Raw genomic sequence first — 18,458 nt, 5'->3', positions numbered from 1 at the left:
CCACCGCGTCACCGCAACACCGCGCCCCGGGGCCACGCCCCGGCGCCACCCAGCGCGCGCAGGACACGCCTGGGAGCACGTCCCACGCCGGTCCCACGGGCCGGCCGCACCACCGCCCCGGTGGCGCCCCCGCGGCATCCGCGGAGCGCCACCGGAGGCCGGGCCGCCTCCCGGCCCGCGGCCACCGCGATGTCAGCGGAACGTCATATTCCGCACCCCATTTTGTCGGGTTTCCCGCGGTGATCCGCGTCACGCCTTCACATGGTCTACATCGCGAATTCAATGTCGGTAAAGTGTTCTTGTGCGGTGATCGAGAACTGCCTCGATCATGGGATTCTGCCTGGTCACCGGGGCGGTTCCGGATCGGCATTGCCAGACCCCGATCCAGGCGCTAGGCTCGGGCACAATTACAGTGCTGATACGGGGGTATTAGGAGTGCTGGCACGGGGATATATGAGGACTGCCACAGGATCGGCCGTTCGCGCACGATCGGCTGATCCCGTCGCCGCACCTGACCGTCAGGTCGGCGGAGCCTTCGGGGCCTGCCGACCGGTCCGTACCGGGCTTGATCCGTAGGGTTCTGACCTGCGGCTAAACGCCGGGTGTCCTCTTCACTGCCGCCGCTTTCGTGGCGTGCCCATCTCGCTGAACTTCCTGAAACTCCTGATCATCCTGATCTCGCGATCTTGGACGGGGCATGTGCTGCCAAGTCGCGCAGTAACAGAGCAAAAAGAGCACCACGGGTGTGCCACGGGACAATATTGACGCTCCTCGAACTGTGAGCGTCCTCACTCAGGAGAGCAATTCCGGCTGAGTGGAGCCAAGCTCGACGGCTTCTGTGTCACGTTGGTGTGCAACCCGCACGAGATCGCCAGTCCGGACGGACGCGCGCAGGTCCGTTCGTGTGCCACTGCACTTCTCTGCAACCACGCTCTTAAGGGGACGCAAGGGATGAAGCAATTCGGGTTACTCGACCGTGTCGACCTCCCGGTTGATAAGATTCCGACTCGCTGGTACAACGTCATACCCGATCTGCCAAGGCTGCCCGAGGAATACATCGACAACTCCACGGGCAAGAAGGTCACCCGAGAGTGGCTGGAGCGCCTGTTCGTCAAGTCGATGGCCGCTCAGGAGACCTCGCTGGAGCGGTGGATCACGATCCCCGAGCCCGTGCGCGAGGCGTACAAGATCTGGCGTCCGACCCCGCTGGTCCGGGCGATCGCGCTGGAGCGGGAGCTGGGTACCCCGGCGCAGATCTGGTTCAAGTACGAGGCCACCTCCCCCAGCGGGAGCCACAAGCTCAACTCCGCCCTCGCCCAGGCGTACTACGCCAAGCGCGACGGCCACACCCGTCTGGTGACGGACACCGGCGCCGGCCAGTGGGGCAGCGCCCTCGCGATCGCCTGCAAGCTCTTCGGCCTGGACCTGACGGTCTTCATGGTGCGGGCGAGCTACCACACCAAGCCGTACCGCAGGAACCTGATGGAGACCTACGGCGCCGAGGTGCGGCCCAGCCCGGGCGACACCACGGAGTACGGCCGCAAGCTCCTCGCGGAGTACCCCGACCACCCCGGCAGCGAGGCCACGGCCGTCAGCGAGGCCCTGGAGTGCGTCGACGCCGACGAGGGCACCCGCTTCGCGGTCGGCGCGTTCTCCAACCACTGCCTGCTGCACCACTCGGTGATCGGTCTCGAGCTCAAGGAGCAGCTCCGCGAGATCGGCCGCACCCCCGACTACCTGATCGCGTCGGTCGGCTGCGGCTCCAACCTCAGCGGCTTCGCGTCCCCGTTCGTCGAGGACAAGCTCAACGGCGCGGACATCACGATCCTCGCCGCCGAGCCCGAGGCGTGCGCCCCGCTGACGTACGGCGAGTACCGGCTGGACTTCGCCGACTCCAACGGCCGCGGCCCCGGTGTCCACACCTATACCCTCGGCCACGAGTTCGTGCCGCCGCCCATCCACGCCGGTGGCCTGCGCTACCACGGCTGCGCGCCGATCGTCGGCCTCATGAGGCACGAGGGTCTGCTCGACGCCGAGGCGTACGGCCAGGTGTCGGTGTTCGACGCCGGCACCACCTTCGCGAAGCTGCAGGGCATCCTGCCGGCTCCCGAGACCTCGCACGCCATCCGCGCCGTCATCGACAAGGCGCTGGAGTGCAAGCGGACCGGGCGCGAAGCCACCATCGTGTTCAACTACAGCGGCCACGGCCTGCTGGACCTGGGCGCCTACGGCCGCTACAACGACGGCCTGCTGCGCGACGTCGAGAAGGAAGACTTCGTCGCCCCCAGCATGGAGGGCCTCCAGGCATGAGGTCCTACCCTCAGTACATCGACGGCAAGGACGTCGAGGGGGGTCGCTGGACGTATGTCCTGCGCGCCTCGGCGTACTTGAAGGAGAACCGGCCCGCGTTCAATCTCAAGCGGGCCCTCGAACTCGGCCGACCGGTGGAGTCGACCGAGAACGTCGTGGCCCGCTGCTCGGTGGGTACCCCTGAGGACAACGACCGTGCGCTGGAAGCGGCTCACCGGGCGAGCCGGACCTTCCGGCTCCTCCCGCAGGAGACCCGCAGCCAGATCATCCTCGAGTTCAACGCGACTCTGGCCGAGCGGGCAGAGGAACTCATCGACATCCTGATCGCCGAGGGCCACCCCCGCCGGCTCGCGCAGTGGGAAGTCAGCGGCATGCTGCGCTGCTGCGACGAGCCGACGGTCCGGTGGTACGAGAGCCAGCTCCGCCAGGAGTTCGCTCCGGGCGGGAACAAGCTCGAGCTGATCCGCAAGCCGGACGGCGTGGTGTGCGTCAACCCCCCGCAGAACGCGGCGGGTTCCAACTCCACGCTGGGCGTACTGGCCCTCCTGGCGGGCAACGCGCTCGTCGTGAAGGCCCCGCGGACCACGCCGCTGAGCGTGTTCTTCGTCTACCGCGAGGTCCTCGCGCCGATCCTGGAGAAGCACGGCGCCCCTCCCGGGACGCTCAACGTGATCTGCGGCCACACCGAGCAGGTGCTGCGCAAGTGGCTCGCCAGCCCGCTGGTCGACGACATCATGTTCTTCGGTGACAGCGCCGCCGGGCTCAAGCTCGGCGAGGACTGCCTGCGCGCCGGGAAGAAGTCGATCCTCGAACTCGCGGGCAACGACGGCTTCGTGGTCTGGAAGGACGCGGACCTGGAAGCCGCCGCGCGGGCGCTGGAGGAGTCGTTCTACGGCTCCAGCCAGATCTGCATGGTGCCGAAGTACGCGATCGTGCACCCGGAGGTCGCCGACCGCTTCCTGGAGTTCTTCCTGAAGCGGGTGGAGAAGATCCAGCCCGGCTACCCGGAGAACCCGGAGATCCTGCTCAGCCCCGTGCTGAAGGTCGACGGCTTCTTCGACTTCCTGTCGGAGGCGGAGACCAAGGGCGCCCAGGTCCTGTGCGGCGGCAAGCGCGTGGACGTCGACGGCGAGACATCGAGCACCGGGATGTTCTGCCTGCCGACGGTGGTCAGGGTGGACGGCCTCACCGATTCGCGGGACCTGTCCTGCGTCCGCGAGGAGACCTTCTTCCCGCTGCTGCCGGTCGTGGTGCCGGAGGCGACCACGGACGACGACGCGCTGCTCGAGGAGATCATCGACTTCCTCAACGCCAACAAGTACGGCCTGCGGAACTCGATGTGGACCGGTGACGAGGAGACCGCCCACCGGTTCACCGACGGTGTGTCGAACGGCGGCCAGCTCAAGGTCAACGACTCGCACATCGGGTTCAACTCGATCCTCTCCACCCACGGTGGCAACGGTCTGACCGGTGGCCCGTACGGAGAGCTCAACTACGCGGGACTGCGCACCACACACATCCAGGGCGTCTCGTGGGGTGACGGGGATCCGCGTCCGCTGGACTCCCAGATCACCTCGGCCGGCGAAAGGGTGCGGAGCTAGACCATGACGACCAAGGGCCTGGCCGGGAGCGAATTCCGGCGTAATGGTACGGACGCCGAAGAGCACTTCGACGTCATCATCGTGGGCGCCCGCTGTGCCGGGTCGCCGCTCGCCACGCTGCTCGCACGCGCAGGCCTGAAGGTCGTCGTGGTCGAACAGGCGACGTTCCCGCGTGAGGTGCTCTCCTCGCACCTGATGGAAGCGGACGGACTCCTGTTCCTGAAACGGCTCGGTGTTCTCGACGCCGTCGAGAAGACCGGTGTGCGTTTCATGCGGCGCGCCGACACCAAGCTCAACGACTTCCATGTCGTCTCGCAGTTCCCGCTGCGTTTCGACGACGTGGGCGGCGCGACCTTCCTGCGTCGGCACCTCCTCGACCAGATCCTCTCCGAGGCCGCGGTCGAGGCGGGTGCCGACGTCAGGTTCGCGACCAAGGTCGTCGAGATGGTCTGGGAGCGCGGCCGCGTGGCCGGCGTACGCGCCCAGCACGGCGGCCGGGAGACGGTCCTGCGCGCACCCCTCGTGGTGGGCGCGGACGGCCGCAACTCGACCGTCGCGTACATGTGCGGGGCCCGCAAGTACAACGTGGTGCCCAACGAACGCTCCTACTACTTCACCTTCTTCGAGGGCGCTCACCCGTCCTCGGACGACACCTTCGTCTTCCACCGCTGGGGCGACCGGATGGTGTGGGCGGGACCGGCCGACAACGGCCTCTACCTCGTCGGCGTCTCCCCGGAGGGCCACGAGCGCGAGTACTTCCGCCGCAACACCGAGGAAGGGCTGCTCTCCCACATGCGGGCCTGCGAGCCCACCGCGAACGCCCTGGCGGACGCGAAGATCGCCACCAAGATCTCCGGCATCGTCAAGTTCGAGGGCTACTTCCGGCAGTCCTCGGGACCCGGCTGGGTGCTGGTCGGCGACGCGGGGCACTTCAAGGACCCCTCCGCCGGCCGCGGCATCGGCGACGCCTTCCGCCAGGTCGAGCGGCTCGCCCCCGCGATCATCGCCGCCCTGGGCCGCTCGGGCCCGGGAGTGTCGTCGCTGGGCCAGGACGAGACGCTGCGCCAGTGGACCCAGTGGCGCGACCGCCGTTTCGAGGGCCACTACTGGCTGGCGAACATCCTCGGTGAGGCCGGGGCGCTGCCCGCCGCCGTGCCCGAGGCGCTGCGCGGCATGGTGGACCGCGGCGAGATCGGCCGCTTCCTCGACCTCTACCACCACCGCTCCAAGTACTACGAGGTCTTCCCGCTGCTCGACATGGGCCGGATCACCGCGAAGATGCTGCTGTCGGGCAAGCACAAGCGGATGCCGCTGGTGCGGGAGACGGTCAAGCTCCTGGCCCGCGAGCCGCGCCGCCGGTGGATCAACCGCCACCCGCAACTGGGCTCCTCCGACGTCACCGCGGCCCCGCCGCTCCGCGGCGCCCGGACGACCAGGTCCTCCGCGGCCGCCCAGCAGACCCCGCCGCTCCCGCCGGCCGAGCCCCTCCCGACGACGAACGGGAACGGCACGCAGAACGGGACGAGCGCGCACAACGGAACGAGCGATCAGAAGAACGCGGAGGTCTGAACGTGCAGCATGTGACAGATGAGCCCAGCGCCGAAGCCGATGTCATCGTCGTCGGCGCGGGCCTGGCCGGTCTGACGGCGACCCGGGAGCTCAAAGAGGCCGGGTGGACGGTCAAGACGCTGGAGGCGCGCGAGCGCGTCGGCGGCCGGCTCAAGGGCCTCGACCTGGGCAACGGCAAGGCCGTCGACCTGGGCGGCGAGTACTTCGGCGACAAGAGCACGATGATCGCCGAGACCGCCAAGTCGGTCGGCATCACCGGCTTCCGCAGCTACGACGAGGGCGAGCGGCTCACCTTCGTCAACGGCCGCCGGCACGCGTACTCCGGGCTCTTCCCCTGGCGGATGGGACCGGCCGCGATCGCCGACCTCGGCCAGGCCATCCTGAAGATCGAGCGGCTGGCCAAGCAGGTCCCGCCCGACGGCCCGTGGAACGCGCCGAACGCCGAGAAGCTGGACAGCCAGACGCTCTGGTCGTGGATGCAGCGCAATGTCACCACCGCCACCGCGCGGGCCTTCATCACCATGATGATCGAGGCCGCCTTCTGCACCCGGCCGTCCGACGTGTCGCTGATGCACGTGCTGTACTACGCCAACGCCTCCGGCGGCTTCCGCTACCTGCTGGAGGTCAGCGGCGGCATCCAGCGCTACCGCTTCGACGGCGGCGCGCACAGCATCCCCAAGCGGCTCGCCGCGAAGCTCCCCGACGAGGTGCGGGTCGGCGCCCCGGTGCGCCGGATCGAGCAGCGCTCGGACTCCGTCGTGGTCTCGGGCCCCGGCTTCGAGTACCGGGGCCGGTGGGTCGTCGTCGCCATCCCGGTCACCCTGGCCGGCCGGATCGACTACGCGCCCGCGCTGCCCGGCTACCGCGACCAGTTCACCCAGCGGCTGCCCGCCGGCTCCGCCATGAAGTGCCTGGCCGTCTACGACGAGCCGTTCTGGCGCGCCGACGGGCTCAGTGGTCAGATCACCAGCAGCGACGGGCCGTTCCGGGTCGCCTTCGACACCTCGCCCGCCGACGGCAGCCCCGGTGTGATGTCGGCCTTCGTCACCGGCTCCGCCGCCCGCAAGCTGACCCGGCTGACGCCGTCCGAGCGCCGTACCGCCGTCCTCGACGGCCTGGTGGCGGGCCTCGGCCCGAAGGCGGGCAAGCCCCGCGAGTTCGTCGAACAGAACTGGCTGGACGAGGAGTTCACCCGCGGCTGCTACCACGGCTGGGGCCCTCCCGGGCTGTACACCGCCTTCGGCCCCGCGCTGCGCGAGCCGATCGGCCGGATCCACTGGGCGGGCACCGAGAGCGGTGTGCACCAGATGGGCTCGATGGGCGGCGCCGTCGACTCCGGCCGCCGGGTGGCCCGCGAACTGTTCGCGCGGGCGGCGGAGGAGCGCGGCGAGGAGCGCAAGCCCGACACCACGATCACCGGCGCGGTGAGCCATGGCCAGTAGAGCCAAGCGTGCCGCCGCACCCGCGCCGCTGCTCATCGTCGGCGGCTACGGCGTGGTCGGCGAGCACGCGGCGCGGCTGATCCGCCAGCGTCACCCCGACCTGCCGATCGTGCTCGCGGGCCGCAACCCCGAGCAGGGCAAGGCGCTCGCGGCCGAGATCGGCGCGACGACCGCGGTCGTCGACGTCCGCGCCGAGCGGCCGCTGGGCGCCCTGGACGAGCAGCCCGGCGCGGTGCTCGCGGTGGTCAGCGACCCCGGTGACCACCTCATCGTGGACGCGATGCGCCGCGGCATCCCGATCGCGGACATCAACCGGGCGGGCCACGCGGGCATCCTCGACGTGACCGTCGGCGTCTCCCGTGAACGGCCCACCACGCCGGTGCTGTTGTCGGGCGCCTTCTACGCCGGTCTCAACGCGCTGATGGCCGCCGCGGCGGTCCGCGAGCTCGGCCAGGCCGAGCATGTCGAGATCGCCGTGCTGTCCTCGTCGGACGACAAGGTCGGCCCGGACTCCTGGGGCTTCGCCGAGCGGCTGGCCTGGCCGTACTACGGCATGCGGGAGGGCAAGCGGCAGCCCACCCACCCGCTGACCGGCCGCCGCCTGGTGCGCTGCGCCGACGGCAACGAGCGGCCCGCCGCGCTGATCAGCACGCTGGAGCAGACCACCGTGCCGCTCACCCTCGGCGTACCGACCGTGGAGACCCGGATCGCGCTGCAGAGCGTGCCCTCGCTCTACGCGATGATCGGGCTGAAGCGGTCCGGCGCGCTGCGCGCCCTGACCCGCCCCGCGTTGCACGGTGTGCGGGCCGCGCTCTTCCAGAGCTCGGGCACCGGTGACTTCTGCGGGCTGACCGTCACCGCGCACAACGCCAACCGGTCGGTCTCCATCGACCTGCTGGACACCCGCGGCCAGGGCCACCTCAGCGCGATGGGCGCCGTACGCGCCGCCGAGCGGGTGCTCGCCCGGGACCTTCCGGCGGGGATCTCCTTCCCCGAGCAGTCCGCGGAACCCGAGACGGACATCGAGATGCTGCGACAGGCCGGCGTCGTCGTCCGGCTCACCGGCTTTGCCAAGGAATTCCCCCCAACACCGGCTCCGAGTGCCACGGCGTGACGCCGATGGCCCAGGCGCGAGAGGAACTCGCATCACTATGAAGAAAAGCGACACGCCGGCTGTTCTGCTCAGCACGCTGCGTACCGTCGGCGCGGCGGCGTTCCTGGCGCCGGCGATCGGGGCGAAGAAGCTGCACATCAACGAGGACGCCGACGGGGAGTACCTGGTACGGCTGTTCGCGGCCCGCAACATCGCGCTGATCGTGGGCGTCCTCGCCAGCAAGGGCGAGACCCGCAGGCTGCTGCTGAAGGCGGGCATCCTGTGCGACGGACTCGACGTCGCGGCCGGGCTGCTGGGCCACCGCAAGGGCCGGCTGAAGAAGTCCACCGTGGTCGACACCAGCGCGGCGGCCACCGCCACGCTGCTCGGCCTGCTGGCGCTCGCGGCCACCGAGGCGGGGGAGTCCTGATGACCACAGCCGACGAACCGGCGACCGACAGCCCGTCGGCGCCGGTGGACCGCAGGGACAAGGTCTGCGTCATCGGTGCTGGGTCGGCCGGTATCGCGATGTGCCGCTCCCTCAAGGTCCGCGGGATTGCCTTCGACGCCTACGAGCGCCGCTCCGAGCTGGGCGGCCTGTGGCGCTACCCGGCGCAGGGCGGCCAGAGCTGCGCGTACCCCGCGCTGTTCGCCAACACCTCCAAGACCGTGATGTCGTTCCCGAGCTACCCGATGCCGGACGACTACCCGGACTACCCCCACCACTCCCAGGTGGCCGCGTACTTCGACGACTACGTCGACCACTACGGGCTGGCCGAGCACATCCAGTTCGACACCGAGGTGTCCCGGGTCGAGCAGGCGGCCGGCGGCGGCTGGTCGGTGACCTTCGGCGACGGCACCACGCATCTGTACCGCGCGGTGATGGTGGCCTCCGGCGGCCGGCACGGGCTGCCGCTGTACGGCAGTTACGAGGGCAAGTTCACCGGCACCGAGCTGCACTCCTTCGACTACGACGGCCCGGCCGACTTCGCCGGCAAGAAGGTCGTCATCATCGGCCTCGGCGCCACCTCGGCGGACATCGCCACCGAGGTGTCCCGGGTGGCGGAGGCCACGTACCTGTCGGTGCGCACCGGCCACTACGTCGTGCCGAAGATCCTCGAGGGCGGCCCGATCGACAAGCTCTCGCCGATGATGAAGAAGCTCTCGGTCGAACAGCGCCGCCCGCTGGTGTCGTTGATGATCAAGCTGGTGCACGGCCACATGTCGGCGTACGGGCTGCCCGACCCTCCGTACAAGGTCGGCCAGGGCCCGCTGGTGGCCAGCAGCGAGCTGCTGCCCGCCATCGCGCACGGCAGGCTCACCGCCAAGCCGGTCATCGAGAGCGTCGATGGCCGTACCGTGCGCTTCGCCGACGGCAAGGGCGAGGTCGAGGCCGATGTGATCATCCACTGCACCGGCTACAAGATCTCGTACCCCTTCCTCGACGACACCCTCGTCGGCGACGGCGACGACGCCCCGCCGCTCTACCACCAGGTCGTGCCCCCGGAGACCGAGGGCCTCTACTTCATCGGGCTGCTCCACTCGATGATGTCGCTGATGCCGCTGGCCGAGCACCAGGCCGAGTGGGTCGGTGACCTGCTGACCGAGACGGTCGCCCTCCCGTCGCGCGCGCAGATGTGGTCGGAGCTCAGGAACGCCAGGCGGCGCCAGGACAAGCGGTTCCACGACTCGTCGGGCCATCTGCTGGTGGACCCCAACGAGTACGAGCGCCTCATCGCCGAGGAGCGCCGCAAGTACGCAACCACCGATCGCACCGGTGTCTCCCCGGCAGCTCGAAGGAAGGGATGAGTCGATGTCGTTAACAGGCGACCGCACGAGGACCTCGGTCCCGCTGTCCACCCGGCGGCTGGACGCGATGAAGATGCTCAAGGCCCAGTTCCGGCCGCAGCGCGTGGCGTTGGCCAAGCCGGTCAACGTCGGCCTGGTGGCCGAGCGCGCGGCGGCCAAGTTCGGCCGTGTCCCGGTCTACCTGGACCAGCCGTTCGCCTGGGACCCCGACCAGCGCGTCGAGCTCGACTATGTCGAGTTCGCCGAACTGGTCGACCAGTTCGCGGCGGTGATGAAGGCGGCCGGCGTGAAGCGCTGGGACCGCGTCGTGATCGTCAAGACCCCCAACTACGACATCCAGGCGCTCGCCTGGGCCGCCGCCCGGATCGGCGCCATCCCGGCGCTGCTCTCGGCCCGGCTGGACCCGGACATCATCAACATCCTGCTGGAGCGCCTGCAGGCGAAGTTCATCGTCACCGACCCGGCCGTCGCCGAGTACGCCAGGCTCGACGCGGCCCGCCTGAAGTACCTCAACCTCACCGCCATCGCCTCGATCGACGGCGGCATACCGGTCGAGGACCTGTGGAACAGCCCCATCCCGGCGCCGAGTCCGCTCAAGGACGACGAGCCGATGATGATCACCCACACCTCCAGCACCACCGGGGTGTCCAAGCTCGCCGACTGCTGTGCCAAGGGCGTGTCCTTCAACGCCTTCATGGAGTCGATCTTCCCGGGCTTCCACACTCCCGACGAGCTGTTCGCCAGCGCCATCTCGCACGTGCACGTGCGCGCCGCGATCACGCAGATGGCGTCGTTCTCCCGCGGCACCCCGCTGCTCGGCATCGGCAAGCCCGACGACGAGACGATCATGCGGCTGTTCCCGCGCTACCGGCCGACGATCCTGGAGTCCCACCCCAACAACTTCATGGGCTGGGAACGCCTGATCGACGACCCGTCGGAGCCGTTCTCCAGCTTCCGGCTGTACTTCAACTCCTTCGACGCGATGCACCCGCGCACCATCCAGGCCCTGCTGGACGCCTCGAAGCGCGACCACCCGATCTGGCTGCAGTGCTACGGCATGACCGAGACCCAGGTGGTGTCGGTACGCCCGTACACCCGCGGCTCGTTCGGCCGGCTCAAGGGCCGTGACTCGCGCAGCGTCGGCTGGGAGGTGCCCGGCATCCGCGCCAGGATCGCCGACCCGGAGACCGGGGAGCGCCAGGCCGACCAGTCCAAGCCGGGCATGATCCAGGTCAAGACCCCGGCCCGCGCGCTGTCCTTCATAGGTACGCCGGAGAAGTTCGCCGAGCGCCGCCACGGCAAGTGGTTCGACACCGGCGACTGGGGCCGGCGCGGCCGCTTCCAGCAGATCGAGATCCTGGACCGCATCGCCGACCGTATCGAGGGCGTCGAGAGCTGCCTGTGGATCGAGGACGTGCTCCTGGAGCGGATCACCAATGCCGAGGAGATCGTGGTGGTGCCCGACGCCAAGGGCAGGCCGGTCCCGGTGATCTGCATGCGCGACGGCAAGGCACTGGATCCCGAGGTGTGGCGGAAGGCGTCCGCCGGGATCACCGGCCTCGGCGAGCCGCTGGAGGTCACGCCGGACGACCTGCAGCGCACCGCGACGGTCAAGGCGCGGCGCTATCTGCTCACCGAGATGATCAAGAACCGTGACGAGGGCCGCGAGGCGGCCGTCGCCCCGGACGTCGTGCTGCGGGACGGAGCGTAGGACTGGAGGGGAGGCCACGCGGCCTCCCCTCCACCAGGACCTGAGTGCGGACCGCAACCCCGGAAGTAGGAGAGGGCATTGCACGACATCAACGACCACCCGTCGATCGAGGCCGATGTCATCATCGTCGGTGCCGGCTTCGCCGGGATCACGGCCGCGCGTGAACTGAAGGCGGCCGGTAAGACCGTGGCGCTGCTGGAGGCCCGCTCCCGTCTCGGCGGCCGGTCCTTCAGCAAGCCCATCGGCGACGGCAAGTTCGTCGAGCTGGGCTGCGAGTTCTACGGGCAGCCGGGCACGATCAGCCACCGGGCCGCCCAGTCGGTGGGCATCGGCTCCGCGAAGGTCTACGACACCGGCTACCGGCTGGTCGACGACGGCGGCAAGATCAACCGCTGGAAGGGCATGGCCCCCAAGGTCAGCCCGGCCTCGCTGGTCGACTTCGGCCAGGCGGCGCTGCGCATCGAGCGGATGCGCCGCGAGGTGCCGCAGGACGCCCCCTGGGAGGCGCCGCACGCCAAGCAGTGGGACAGCGAGACCATGTGGTCCTGGACGCAGCGCAATGTGCGGACCAAGGGCGGCCGGGCGCTGATGCGGCTGATGATCGAGGCGGGCATGGCCGCGGCCCCCGCCGACGTCTCCCTGCTGCACGTCCTCAACTACTCCAACGGCACCGGTGGTTTCCGGGCGATGACCACCATCACCGGCGGCACCCTGGAGAACCGCTTCGTCGGCGGCTCGCAGAACCTCGCGCTCAAGCTCGCGGAGACCGTCGACGACGACACGTATATCGGCGCCGAGGTGACCCATGTGCGGCACTCCGCCGACAGCGTGCGGGTCAGCGGCTCCGGCTTCGAGGCCGTCGGCCGCTACCTGGTGATGGCCGTGCCGATCCCGCTGGCCTCGCGGATCGACTACGACCCGCCGCTGCCCGAGCACCGCGACCACGTCAGCCAGCGCCTGACGATGGGTGCGGCCATCAAGTACATGGCGCTGTACGACGAGCCGTTCTGGCGCGCCGAGGGGCTGACCGGCCATGTGATCAGCCCCAACAGCCCGGTCCGCGCCACCGTCGACAGCTGCCCGCCCGACGGCACGCCCGGTGTGCTGACCTCCTTCGTCACCGGCCCGGCGGCCCGCCAGGTCGCCAAGCTGCCCGCGGGTGAGCGACGCGCCCTGATCCTGCGGGAGTTGGAGCGCTTCTTCGGCCCGAAGGCCGCGAAGCCGTACGACCTCATCGAGCAGAACTGGATGGCGGAGCCGTTCACCCGCGGCTGCTACCACGCCTACGCGCCTCCCGGCCTGTACACCGAGTACGGCCCGGCGCTGAAGCAGCCGGTGGGCCGGATCCACTGGGCGGGCGCGGAGTCGGTGCCGCACGAGTTCGGCTCGATGTCGGGGGCGATCTACTCCGGACGCCGCGTCACGACCGAGATCATCGGCCGCGAGACCGGCGAGCCGCAGAAGGTCTCCGCCGCCTCGGACGACCCGACCCGATGAAGGCGCGGCGGGCGCCGCACGGTCGGCGCCCGCTCCCGCCGCTCCCGCCGCTCCCCAAGACTTCACCGACGTCCCGATGAAAGGCGATTACGCGCATGCCTGAGATCCTCGAGCAGCCCCGCATCACCTCGGGCATGATCATGTCCGTGCACATCGCCGAGGTCGGCGGCCGCAAGGCGATCAGCGCCATGCGCGCCGCGCCCAAGCCGGGTGAGATCAGCGGCCTCAAGTGGGCCGAGACCTTCACGATGAGCCCGCTGCGCACCGGCATGATGATGGAGCTGATCCCCAGCGGCGTCTGCCTGATCGCCGCCTGGGAGGACGACTCCGCGCTCGACCGCTTCCTGTCCCACCCGCTGGCCAAGGTGTACGAGGGCGGCTGGCGGGCGCGGTTCGAGCCGGTGCGCGCCGTCGGCGCGTGGCCGGGCCTGCCCGACCTGCCGCGCCGTGAGGTGCCCACCGACGACCAGCCCGTCGGCGTTTTCACCCTCGCCCGGGTGCGGCTCAACCGGGCCGGCGCCTTCGTGGCCGCCGCCGCGCCGGTGGAGCGGGACGCGGTCTACCACCCCGCGTACCTCGAAGGCACCTCGCTGATGCACCCGCCGACCAAGGTGGCCACCTTCACTCTCTGGCAGAACGCCAAGGAGATGCGCCAGTTCACGGTGGGTTCCTACCCGGGCGGCCATGTACGCGCGATGAAGCAGCAGGAGGAGCACGAGTTCCACCACGAGACGCTGTTCGTGCGGCTGCGCCCGTACGCGGTTGACGGCCAGTGGAATGGACGCAATCCGCTCGATATGATCAAGCCGCTCACGACAGATCTCACAACGGATTAAGGCCAACACAGGACGTGCGAGCCGGGGAATGGATCCGGAGAGTTCCCCGACGCGGCGAGCCGGGAAATGGGTTTGACGTATGACCATGGAAAAGATCGAGCTCTCGGCCGGGACGATCGAATACCAGGACACCGGCGGTGACGGGCCCGTCGTCGTCCTGCTGCACGGTCTCCTCATGGACCAGACCCTGTGGGAGGGCGTGGTCGCCGAACTCAGCGTCGACCACCGGTGCGTGGTGCCGGTGCTGCCGATGGGCGCCCACCTCCACCCGATGCGCGAGGACGCCGACCTGTCCCCGCAGGGAATCACCCGGCTCGTGGCGGAATTCCTCGACCGGCTCGATCTGACCAATGTCACGGTGGTCGGCAATGACACCGGTGGCGCGATCGTGCAGTTGCTGGTCGGCGAGGACGCGTCGCGGGTCGGGCGCATTGTGCTCGCCTCCTGCGACGCGTTCGACAACTTCCCGCCGGGACTCACCGGAAAGACCGTGGTCATGACGGGTAAGCTCTCGCCCGCCATGTTCGGAATGTTCATGCAGCAAATGCGGCTCAAGCCGGTACGGCGGCTGCCGATCGCGTTCGGCTGGCTCACCAAGCGCGGTGACAAGGTCAGCGCGGGCTGGATCAAGCCACTTCTCCAGCAGGCCGGAATTCGCCGTGACGCGGTGAAGATGCTGCGCGGAATCGGCGCCAACCGCAGCCTGCTGACGCAGGCCGCCGAGACGCTGCCGAGCTTCGACCGCCCGGCGCTCGTCGTCTGGGCCGAGAAGGACCGCGTCATGCCGCCGGACCACGGCCGCCGACTCGCCGAGTTGCTCCCGCAGGGGAAGCTCGTCGAGGTGCCGGACAGCTACACACTCATCCCCCTCGACCAGCCCGCGAGCCTCGCCCGAGCGATCAGGGACATGGCGTGAGGGTGCGCCCCCCGGCATAGGGAGCGCCACCCCTCATCCGTGGGTTTGTTCCTTGTCGTGACAGGGCTCGCCCTGGCGTTCCCCGGCCCCCGCACGCCACAAGCGCGCGGGGGCCGCGGAACCACTGCCAACGGATGGAGAGAACCCATGAGCACTACGGCGGACTTCGCCGTCTGCCTGGTCGGCGCCGGACCGCGCGGCCTGTCCGTTCTTGAGCGCCTGTGCGCCCATGAACGCAAGTCGCCCTCGTGCGCCGCCCTGACGGTCCATGTCGTCGACCCGTCGGAACCGGGCGCCGGCAGCGTCTGGCGGACCGACCAGTCGCGGCACCTGCTGATGAACACCGTCTCCTCGCAGATCACCGTCTTCACCGACGACGGCGTGAGCATCGACGGCCCGATAGAACCGGGCCCGAGCCTGTACGAGTGGGCCTCCGGGCTGGTGGCGGACCCCGGTAGCGAGGACGGGGTGACCCCCGAGGACCTCGCGGAGGCCGCCGCGCTCACCCCGGACTCCTATCCCACCCGGGCCTTCTACGGCCGCTATCTGCGCTCCTGCTTCCGCCGGGTGGTGGACAACGCGCCCTCGCACCTCACCGTCGTGGACCACCGCTCGCGCGCCGTCCTGATCACCGACGCCACCGGCCGCCCCGACGGCCCGCAGAGCCTCCAACTGGCCAACGGCACCTGGCTGCACGGCGTGGACGCCGTCGTCCTGGCCCAGGGCCATGTCAACCGCCGCCCCACCGCGCGCGAGCAGCGCACCGCGACGCTGGCCCGTATCCACGGGCTGACCTACCTCACGCCCGCCAACCCGGCCGACATCGACCTGTCGGTCATCGCACCCGGCGAGACGGTGCTGTTGCGCGGCCTGGGCCTGAACTTCTTCGACCACATGACGCTGCTCACCGCGGGCCGCGGCGGCGCCTTCCACCGCGAGGACGACGGCCGGCTGGTCTACGTGCCGTCCGGGCGCGAGCCGATGATGTACGCCACCTCCCGGCGCGGAGTGCCGTTCCACGCGCGCGGCGAGAACCAGAAGGGCCCGTACGGCCGTTACTCGCCCCGCTTACTGACGCCCGATCACATCGCCCTGCTGCGGGAGGGGTCCGGCAACGAGCGCGGTATGAAGTTCAAGGCGCAGCTGTGGCCGCTCATCTCCAAGGAGGTGCAGAGCGTCTACTACCAGACGCTGCTGCAGTCCGAGGGCCGCGCGGCGGAGGGCGCGGCCCTCGGCGGACGCTTCCTCGGCGCCGACGGGGAGCGCGAGGAGCGCGAACTGCTGGACTCCTACGGCGTCGACCCGGCCGACCGCTGGGACTGGGAGACGCTGCAGAAGCCGTACGACGGACGGAACTTCTCCGACGGCGAGGAGTTCAGGAGCTGGCTGCTCGGCTATCTGGCCCGCGATGTCGCCGAGGCCAGGGCGGGCAATGTCAGCGGCCCGCTGAAGGCCGCCCTCGACGTGCTGCGCGACCTGCGCAACGAGATACGGCTCGCGGTGGACCACGGCGGTCTCGACGGTGCCTCGTACCGCGACGACCTGGAGGGCTGGTACACCGCGATGAACGCCTTCCTGTCGATCGGCCCGCCCGCCTCCCGGATCGAGGAGATGATCGCGCTCATCGAGGCCCGGATGCTGGTCGTCACCGGCCCCGGCACCGAGGTGCGCCTCGACCCCTCGATCCCCGCCTTCGTCGCCTCCTCCGACGTCGTACCGGGCCCCGCGGTACGGGCGTCGGCGCTGATCGAGGCGCGGCTGCCCGAGCCGGACATGCGGCGCACCGCCGAGCCGCTGCTGCGCTACCTGATCGACACCGAGCAGGCGTCGACGTATCTGATCCCCAGCACCCAGGGCCCCGGGTACGAGACCGGCGGACTGGCCGTCACCGAGCGGCCGTACCGGATCGTCGACCCGCAGGGCCAGGTGCACCCGCGGAGGTTCGCCTACGGGGTGCCGACCGAGTCCGTGCACTGGGTGACGGCGGCCGGCATCAGGCCCGGCGTGGACTCGGTGACCCTCGGCGACTCCGAGGCGATCGCCTGCGCGCTGCTGGACCTGGCCTCGGGCAGGACCGTCCCCGCGACCGAAGCCGACGGGACCACCGGATCCCCCACCATAGGAGTGCTCGTATGACCGTGGAACCGCGTGGCGGGGACGACGTGCTGACCGACGCCGGGCTGCTCTCGCCGGTGCGCGCGGGCACGCCCGTCGAGGCGGCGGTCTCCGATCTCGCCTGGCTGCAGGCCATGCTGGACGCCGAGTCCGCGCTGGCCCGTGCCCAGGCGCGGCTCGGCACCCTGCCGAAGTCGGCGGCCACGGCCATCGCGGCCGCCGCGTACACCGACCGGATGGACCTGCGGGCACTGGCCCTCGCCGCCCGCGAGACGGCCAACCCGGTGGTGGGCCTCGTCCAGGCGCTCACCCGGGTCGTGGCCGAACACGACCCGGCGGCGGCGGAGTACGTGCACCGCGGCTCGACCAGCCAGGACGTCTTCGACACCGGCATGATGCTGGTCAGCGCGCGGGCGCTGCGGATCGTACGGGCGGACCTGGCGCGGGTGGAGCGGGCGCTGGCCGCGCTGGCGGCTGAGCACCGCGACACCCCGATGCCCGGCCGCACCCTGGCGCTGCACGCCGTGCCCACCACCTTCGGGCTGAAGGCCGCGGGCTGGCGGCAGTTGGTGCGCGACGCCGACGCGCGGCTCGCGGCGCTGCTGGAGGACGGCCTGCCGGTCTCCCTCGGCGGGGCCGCCGGGACGCTCGCCGGATACCTGGAGTACGCCCGGCTCGACGGCGCGCCGCCGCACGGCGACCCGGGGGAGTACCTCGACGAACTGGTCGCGGCGTTCGCCGAGGAGACCGGGCTGGCCCGGCCGGTACTGCCCTGGCACGCCCTGCGCACCCCCGTCGCGGACCTCGCGGCGGCGCTGGCGTTCACCGCGGGCGCGCTGGGCAAGATGGCCGTCGACGTGCAGTCGCTGGCCAGGACCGAGGTCGCCGAAGTGGCCGAGCCCGGTCCCGCGGGGCGCGGCGCGTCCTCCGCGATGCCGCACAAACGCAATCCGGTGCTCTCGACGCTGATTCGCAGCGCCGCGCTCCAGGTCCCCGTGCTCGCCGCCGGGCTGACGCAGTGTCTGGTCGCCGAGGACGAGCGCTCGGCCGGCGTCTGGCACGCGGAGTGGCAACTCCTGCGCGAGTGCCTCCGCCTGGTGGGCGGCGCCGCCCACACCGCGGTCGAACTCGCCGAGGGCCTCGACGTCCACCCCGCGCGCATGCGCGCCAACCTCGACCTCACCGGCAGCCAGATCGTCTCCGAGCGCCTCGCCGCCGTCCTCACCCCCCGCCTCGGCAAACCCGCCGCCCGCCGCCTCCTCACCGAAGCGGCCGCCTCGGGCCGCGACCTGTCCCTTTCCCCGGAACTCGCCGCCCACTTCACCCCCGCCGAACTCACCGCCCTCTGCGACCCCACCACCTACCCGGGCGCCGCCGCCCCCCTCGTCAACCGCGCCCTGGACGGCGCCCCGTAGCGGCGCTGCGCTCGCGGAGGACGTGCCCCGTCAGGGGCGCGGGGAAGCGCGCTGCGCTGGCGGAAGAGGTCGAGCCCCGAAGGGGCGCGGGGAACTGCGCGCTCAGCCCCCACCGGGCCGGTGGTCCGAAGACCACGCGTCTGC

The 18,458-nt window shown here is 70.5% G+C and carries 13 protein-coding genes; all 13 read left to right on the top strand.

The window, feature by feature from the left end; genetic code table 11:
• The first annotated feature begins 951 nt into the window (after positions 1 to 951).
• On the top strand, positions 952 to 2,310 hold the full coding sequence (locus tag AB0M29_RS13015) for a TrpB-like pyridoxal phosphate-dependent enzyme (RefSeq protein ID WP_365382288.1): 1,359 nt from the start codon (positions 952 to 954) through the stop codon (positions 2,308 to 2,310).
• Positions 2,307 to 3,911, top strand: a complete 1,605-nt coding sequence (locus tag AB0M29_RS13010; protein WP_365382287.1) for an aldehyde dehydrogenase family protein — start codon at positions 2,307 to 2,309, stop codon at positions 3,909 to 3,911. The genes AB0M29_RS13015 and AB0M29_RS13010 overlap by 4 nt, the downstream gene beginning before the upstream one ends.
• Before the next feature lie 3 nt (positions 3,912 to 3,914).
• Positions 3,915 to 5,480 (top strand): NAD(P)/FAD-dependent oxidoreductase, encoded by a 1,566-nt coding sequence (locus AB0M29_RS13005; RefSeq protein ID WP_365382286.1) that lies wholly within the window; start codon positions 3,915 to 3,917, stop codon positions 5,478 to 5,480.
• A gap of 11 nt (positions 5,481 to 5,491) precedes the next feature.
• On the top strand, positions 5,492 to 6,922 hold the full coding sequence (locus AB0M29_RS13000; protein WP_365382285.1) for an FAD-dependent oxidoreductase: 1,431 nt from the start codon (positions 5,492 to 5,494) through the stop codon (positions 6,920 to 6,922).
• On the top strand, positions 6,912 to 8,036 hold the full coding sequence (locus AB0M29_RS12995) for a hypothetical protein (RefSeq protein WP_365382284.1): 1,125 nt from the start codon (positions 6,912 to 6,914) through the stop codon (positions 8,034 to 8,036). Before AB0M29_RS13000 ends, AB0M29_RS12995 begins: the two co-directional genes overlap by 11 nt.
• A gap of 37 nt (positions 8,037 to 8,073) precedes the next feature.
• On the top strand, positions 8,074 to 8,445 hold the full coding sequence (locus tag AB0M29_RS12990) for a hypothetical protein (RefSeq protein ID WP_365382283.1): 372 nt from the start codon (positions 8,074 to 8,076) through the stop codon (positions 8,443 to 8,445).
• Positions 8,445 to 9,824, top strand: a complete 1,380-nt coding sequence (locus AB0M29_RS12985; protein ID WP_365382282.1) for an NAD(P)-binding domain-containing protein — start codon at positions 8,445 to 8,447, stop codon at positions 9,822 to 9,824. The genes AB0M29_RS12990 and AB0M29_RS12985 overlap by 1 nt, the downstream gene beginning before the upstream one ends.
• A 4-nt stretch (positions 9,825 to 9,828) precedes the next feature.
• Positions 9,829 to 11,535: a class I adenylate-forming enzyme family protein gene (locus AB0M29_RS12980; RefSeq protein WP_365382281.1), complete on the top strand. Its 1,707-nt coding sequence runs from the start codon at positions 9,829 to 9,831 to the stop codon at positions 11,533 to 11,535.
• 78 nt (positions 11,536 to 11,613) lie between these two features.
• The gene (locus AB0M29_RS12975; protein ID WP_365382280.1) at positions 11,614 to 13,032 is read left to right on the top strand and encodes an FAD-dependent oxidoreductase; all 1,419 of its coding nucleotides are present in this window, start codon (positions 11,614 to 11,616) and stop codon (positions 13,030 to 13,032) included.
• 95 nt (positions 13,033 to 13,127) lie between these two features.
• Entirely contained in the window at positions 13,128 to 13,868 is a 741-nt protein-coding gene (locus tag AB0M29_RS12970) for a hypothetical protein (RefSeq protein WP_365382279.1), read from the top strand.
• An 85-nt stretch (positions 13,869 to 13,953) separates the two neighbouring features.
• Positions 13,954 to 14,784: an alpha/beta hydrolase gene (locus AB0M29_RS12965; RefSeq protein ID WP_365382278.1), complete on the top strand. Its 831-nt coding sequence runs from the start codon at positions 13,954 to 13,956 to the stop codon at positions 14,782 to 14,784.
• Positions 14,785 to 14,931: 147 nt separating this feature from the next.
• Positions 14,932 to 16,920: an FAD/NAD(P)-binding protein gene (locus tag AB0M29_RS12960; RefSeq protein WP_365382277.1), complete on the top strand. Its 1,989-nt coding sequence runs from the start codon at positions 14,932 to 14,934 to the stop codon at positions 16,918 to 16,920.
• The gene (pcaB, locus tag AB0M29_RS12955; protein ID WP_365382276.1) at positions 16,917 to 18,314 is read left to right on the top strand and encodes a 3-carboxy-cis,cis-muconate cycloisomerase; all 1,398 of its coding nucleotides are present in this window, start codon (positions 16,917 to 16,919) and stop codon (positions 18,312 to 18,314) included. Before AB0M29_RS12960 ends, pcaB begins: the two co-directional genes overlap by 4 nt.
• Positions 18,315 to 18,458: the final 144 nt, after the last annotated feature.

The sequence above is a fragment of the Streptomyces sp. NPDC051976 genome, from assembly GCF_040680795.1.
Lineage (GTDB): Bacteria > Actinomycetota > Actinomycetes > Streptomycetales > Streptomycetaceae > Actinacidiphila.
This window is presented reverse-complemented; position numbering and strand designations above follow the sequence as displayed.

Bases quoted from the DNA above. Each gene is read 5' to 3' on its own strand.
- pcaB (WP_365382276.1), top strand. From the start codon at position 16,917: ATGACCGTGGAACCGCGTGGCGGGGACGACGTGCTGACCGACGCCGGG.
- AB0M29_RS12970 (WP_365382279.1), top strand. From the start codon at position 13,128: ATGCCTGAGATCCTCGAGCAGCCCCGCATCACCTCGGGCATGATCATG.
- AB0M29_RS12965 (WP_365382278.1), top strand. From the start codon at position 13,954: ATGGAAAAGATCGAGCTCTCGGCCGGGACGATCGAATACCAGGACACC.
- AB0M29_RS12985 (WP_365382282.1), top strand. From the start codon at position 8,445: ATGACCACAGCCGACGAACCGGCGACCGACAGCCCGTCGGCGCCGGTG.
- AB0M29_RS13015 (WP_365382288.1), top strand. From the start codon at position 952: ATGAAGCAATTCGGGTTACTCGACCGTGTCGACCTCCCGGTTGATAAG.
- AB0M29_RS12990 (WP_365382283.1), top strand. From the start codon at position 8,074: ATGAAGAAAAGCGACACGCCGGCTGTTCTGCTCAGCACGCTGCGTACC.
- AB0M29_RS12995 (WP_365382284.1), top strand. From the start codon at position 6,912: ATGGCCAGTAGAGCCAAGCGTGCCGCCGCACCCGCGCCGCTGCTCATC.
- AB0M29_RS13010 (WP_365382287.1), top strand. From the start codon at position 2,307: ATGAGGTCCTACCCTCAGTACATCGACGGCAAGGACGTCGAGGGGGGT.
- AB0M29_RS12960 (WP_365382277.1), top strand. From the start codon at position 14,932: ATGAGCACTACGGCGGACTTCGCCGTCTGCCTGGTCGGCGCCGGACCG.
- AB0M29_RS13005 (WP_365382286.1), top strand. From the start codon at position 3,915: ATGACGACCAAGGGCCTGGCCGGGAGCGAATTCCGGCGTAATGGTACG.
- AB0M29_RS12980 (WP_365382281.1), top strand. From the start codon at position 9,829: ATGTCGTTAACAGGCGACCGCACGAGGACCTCGGTCCCGCTGTCCACC.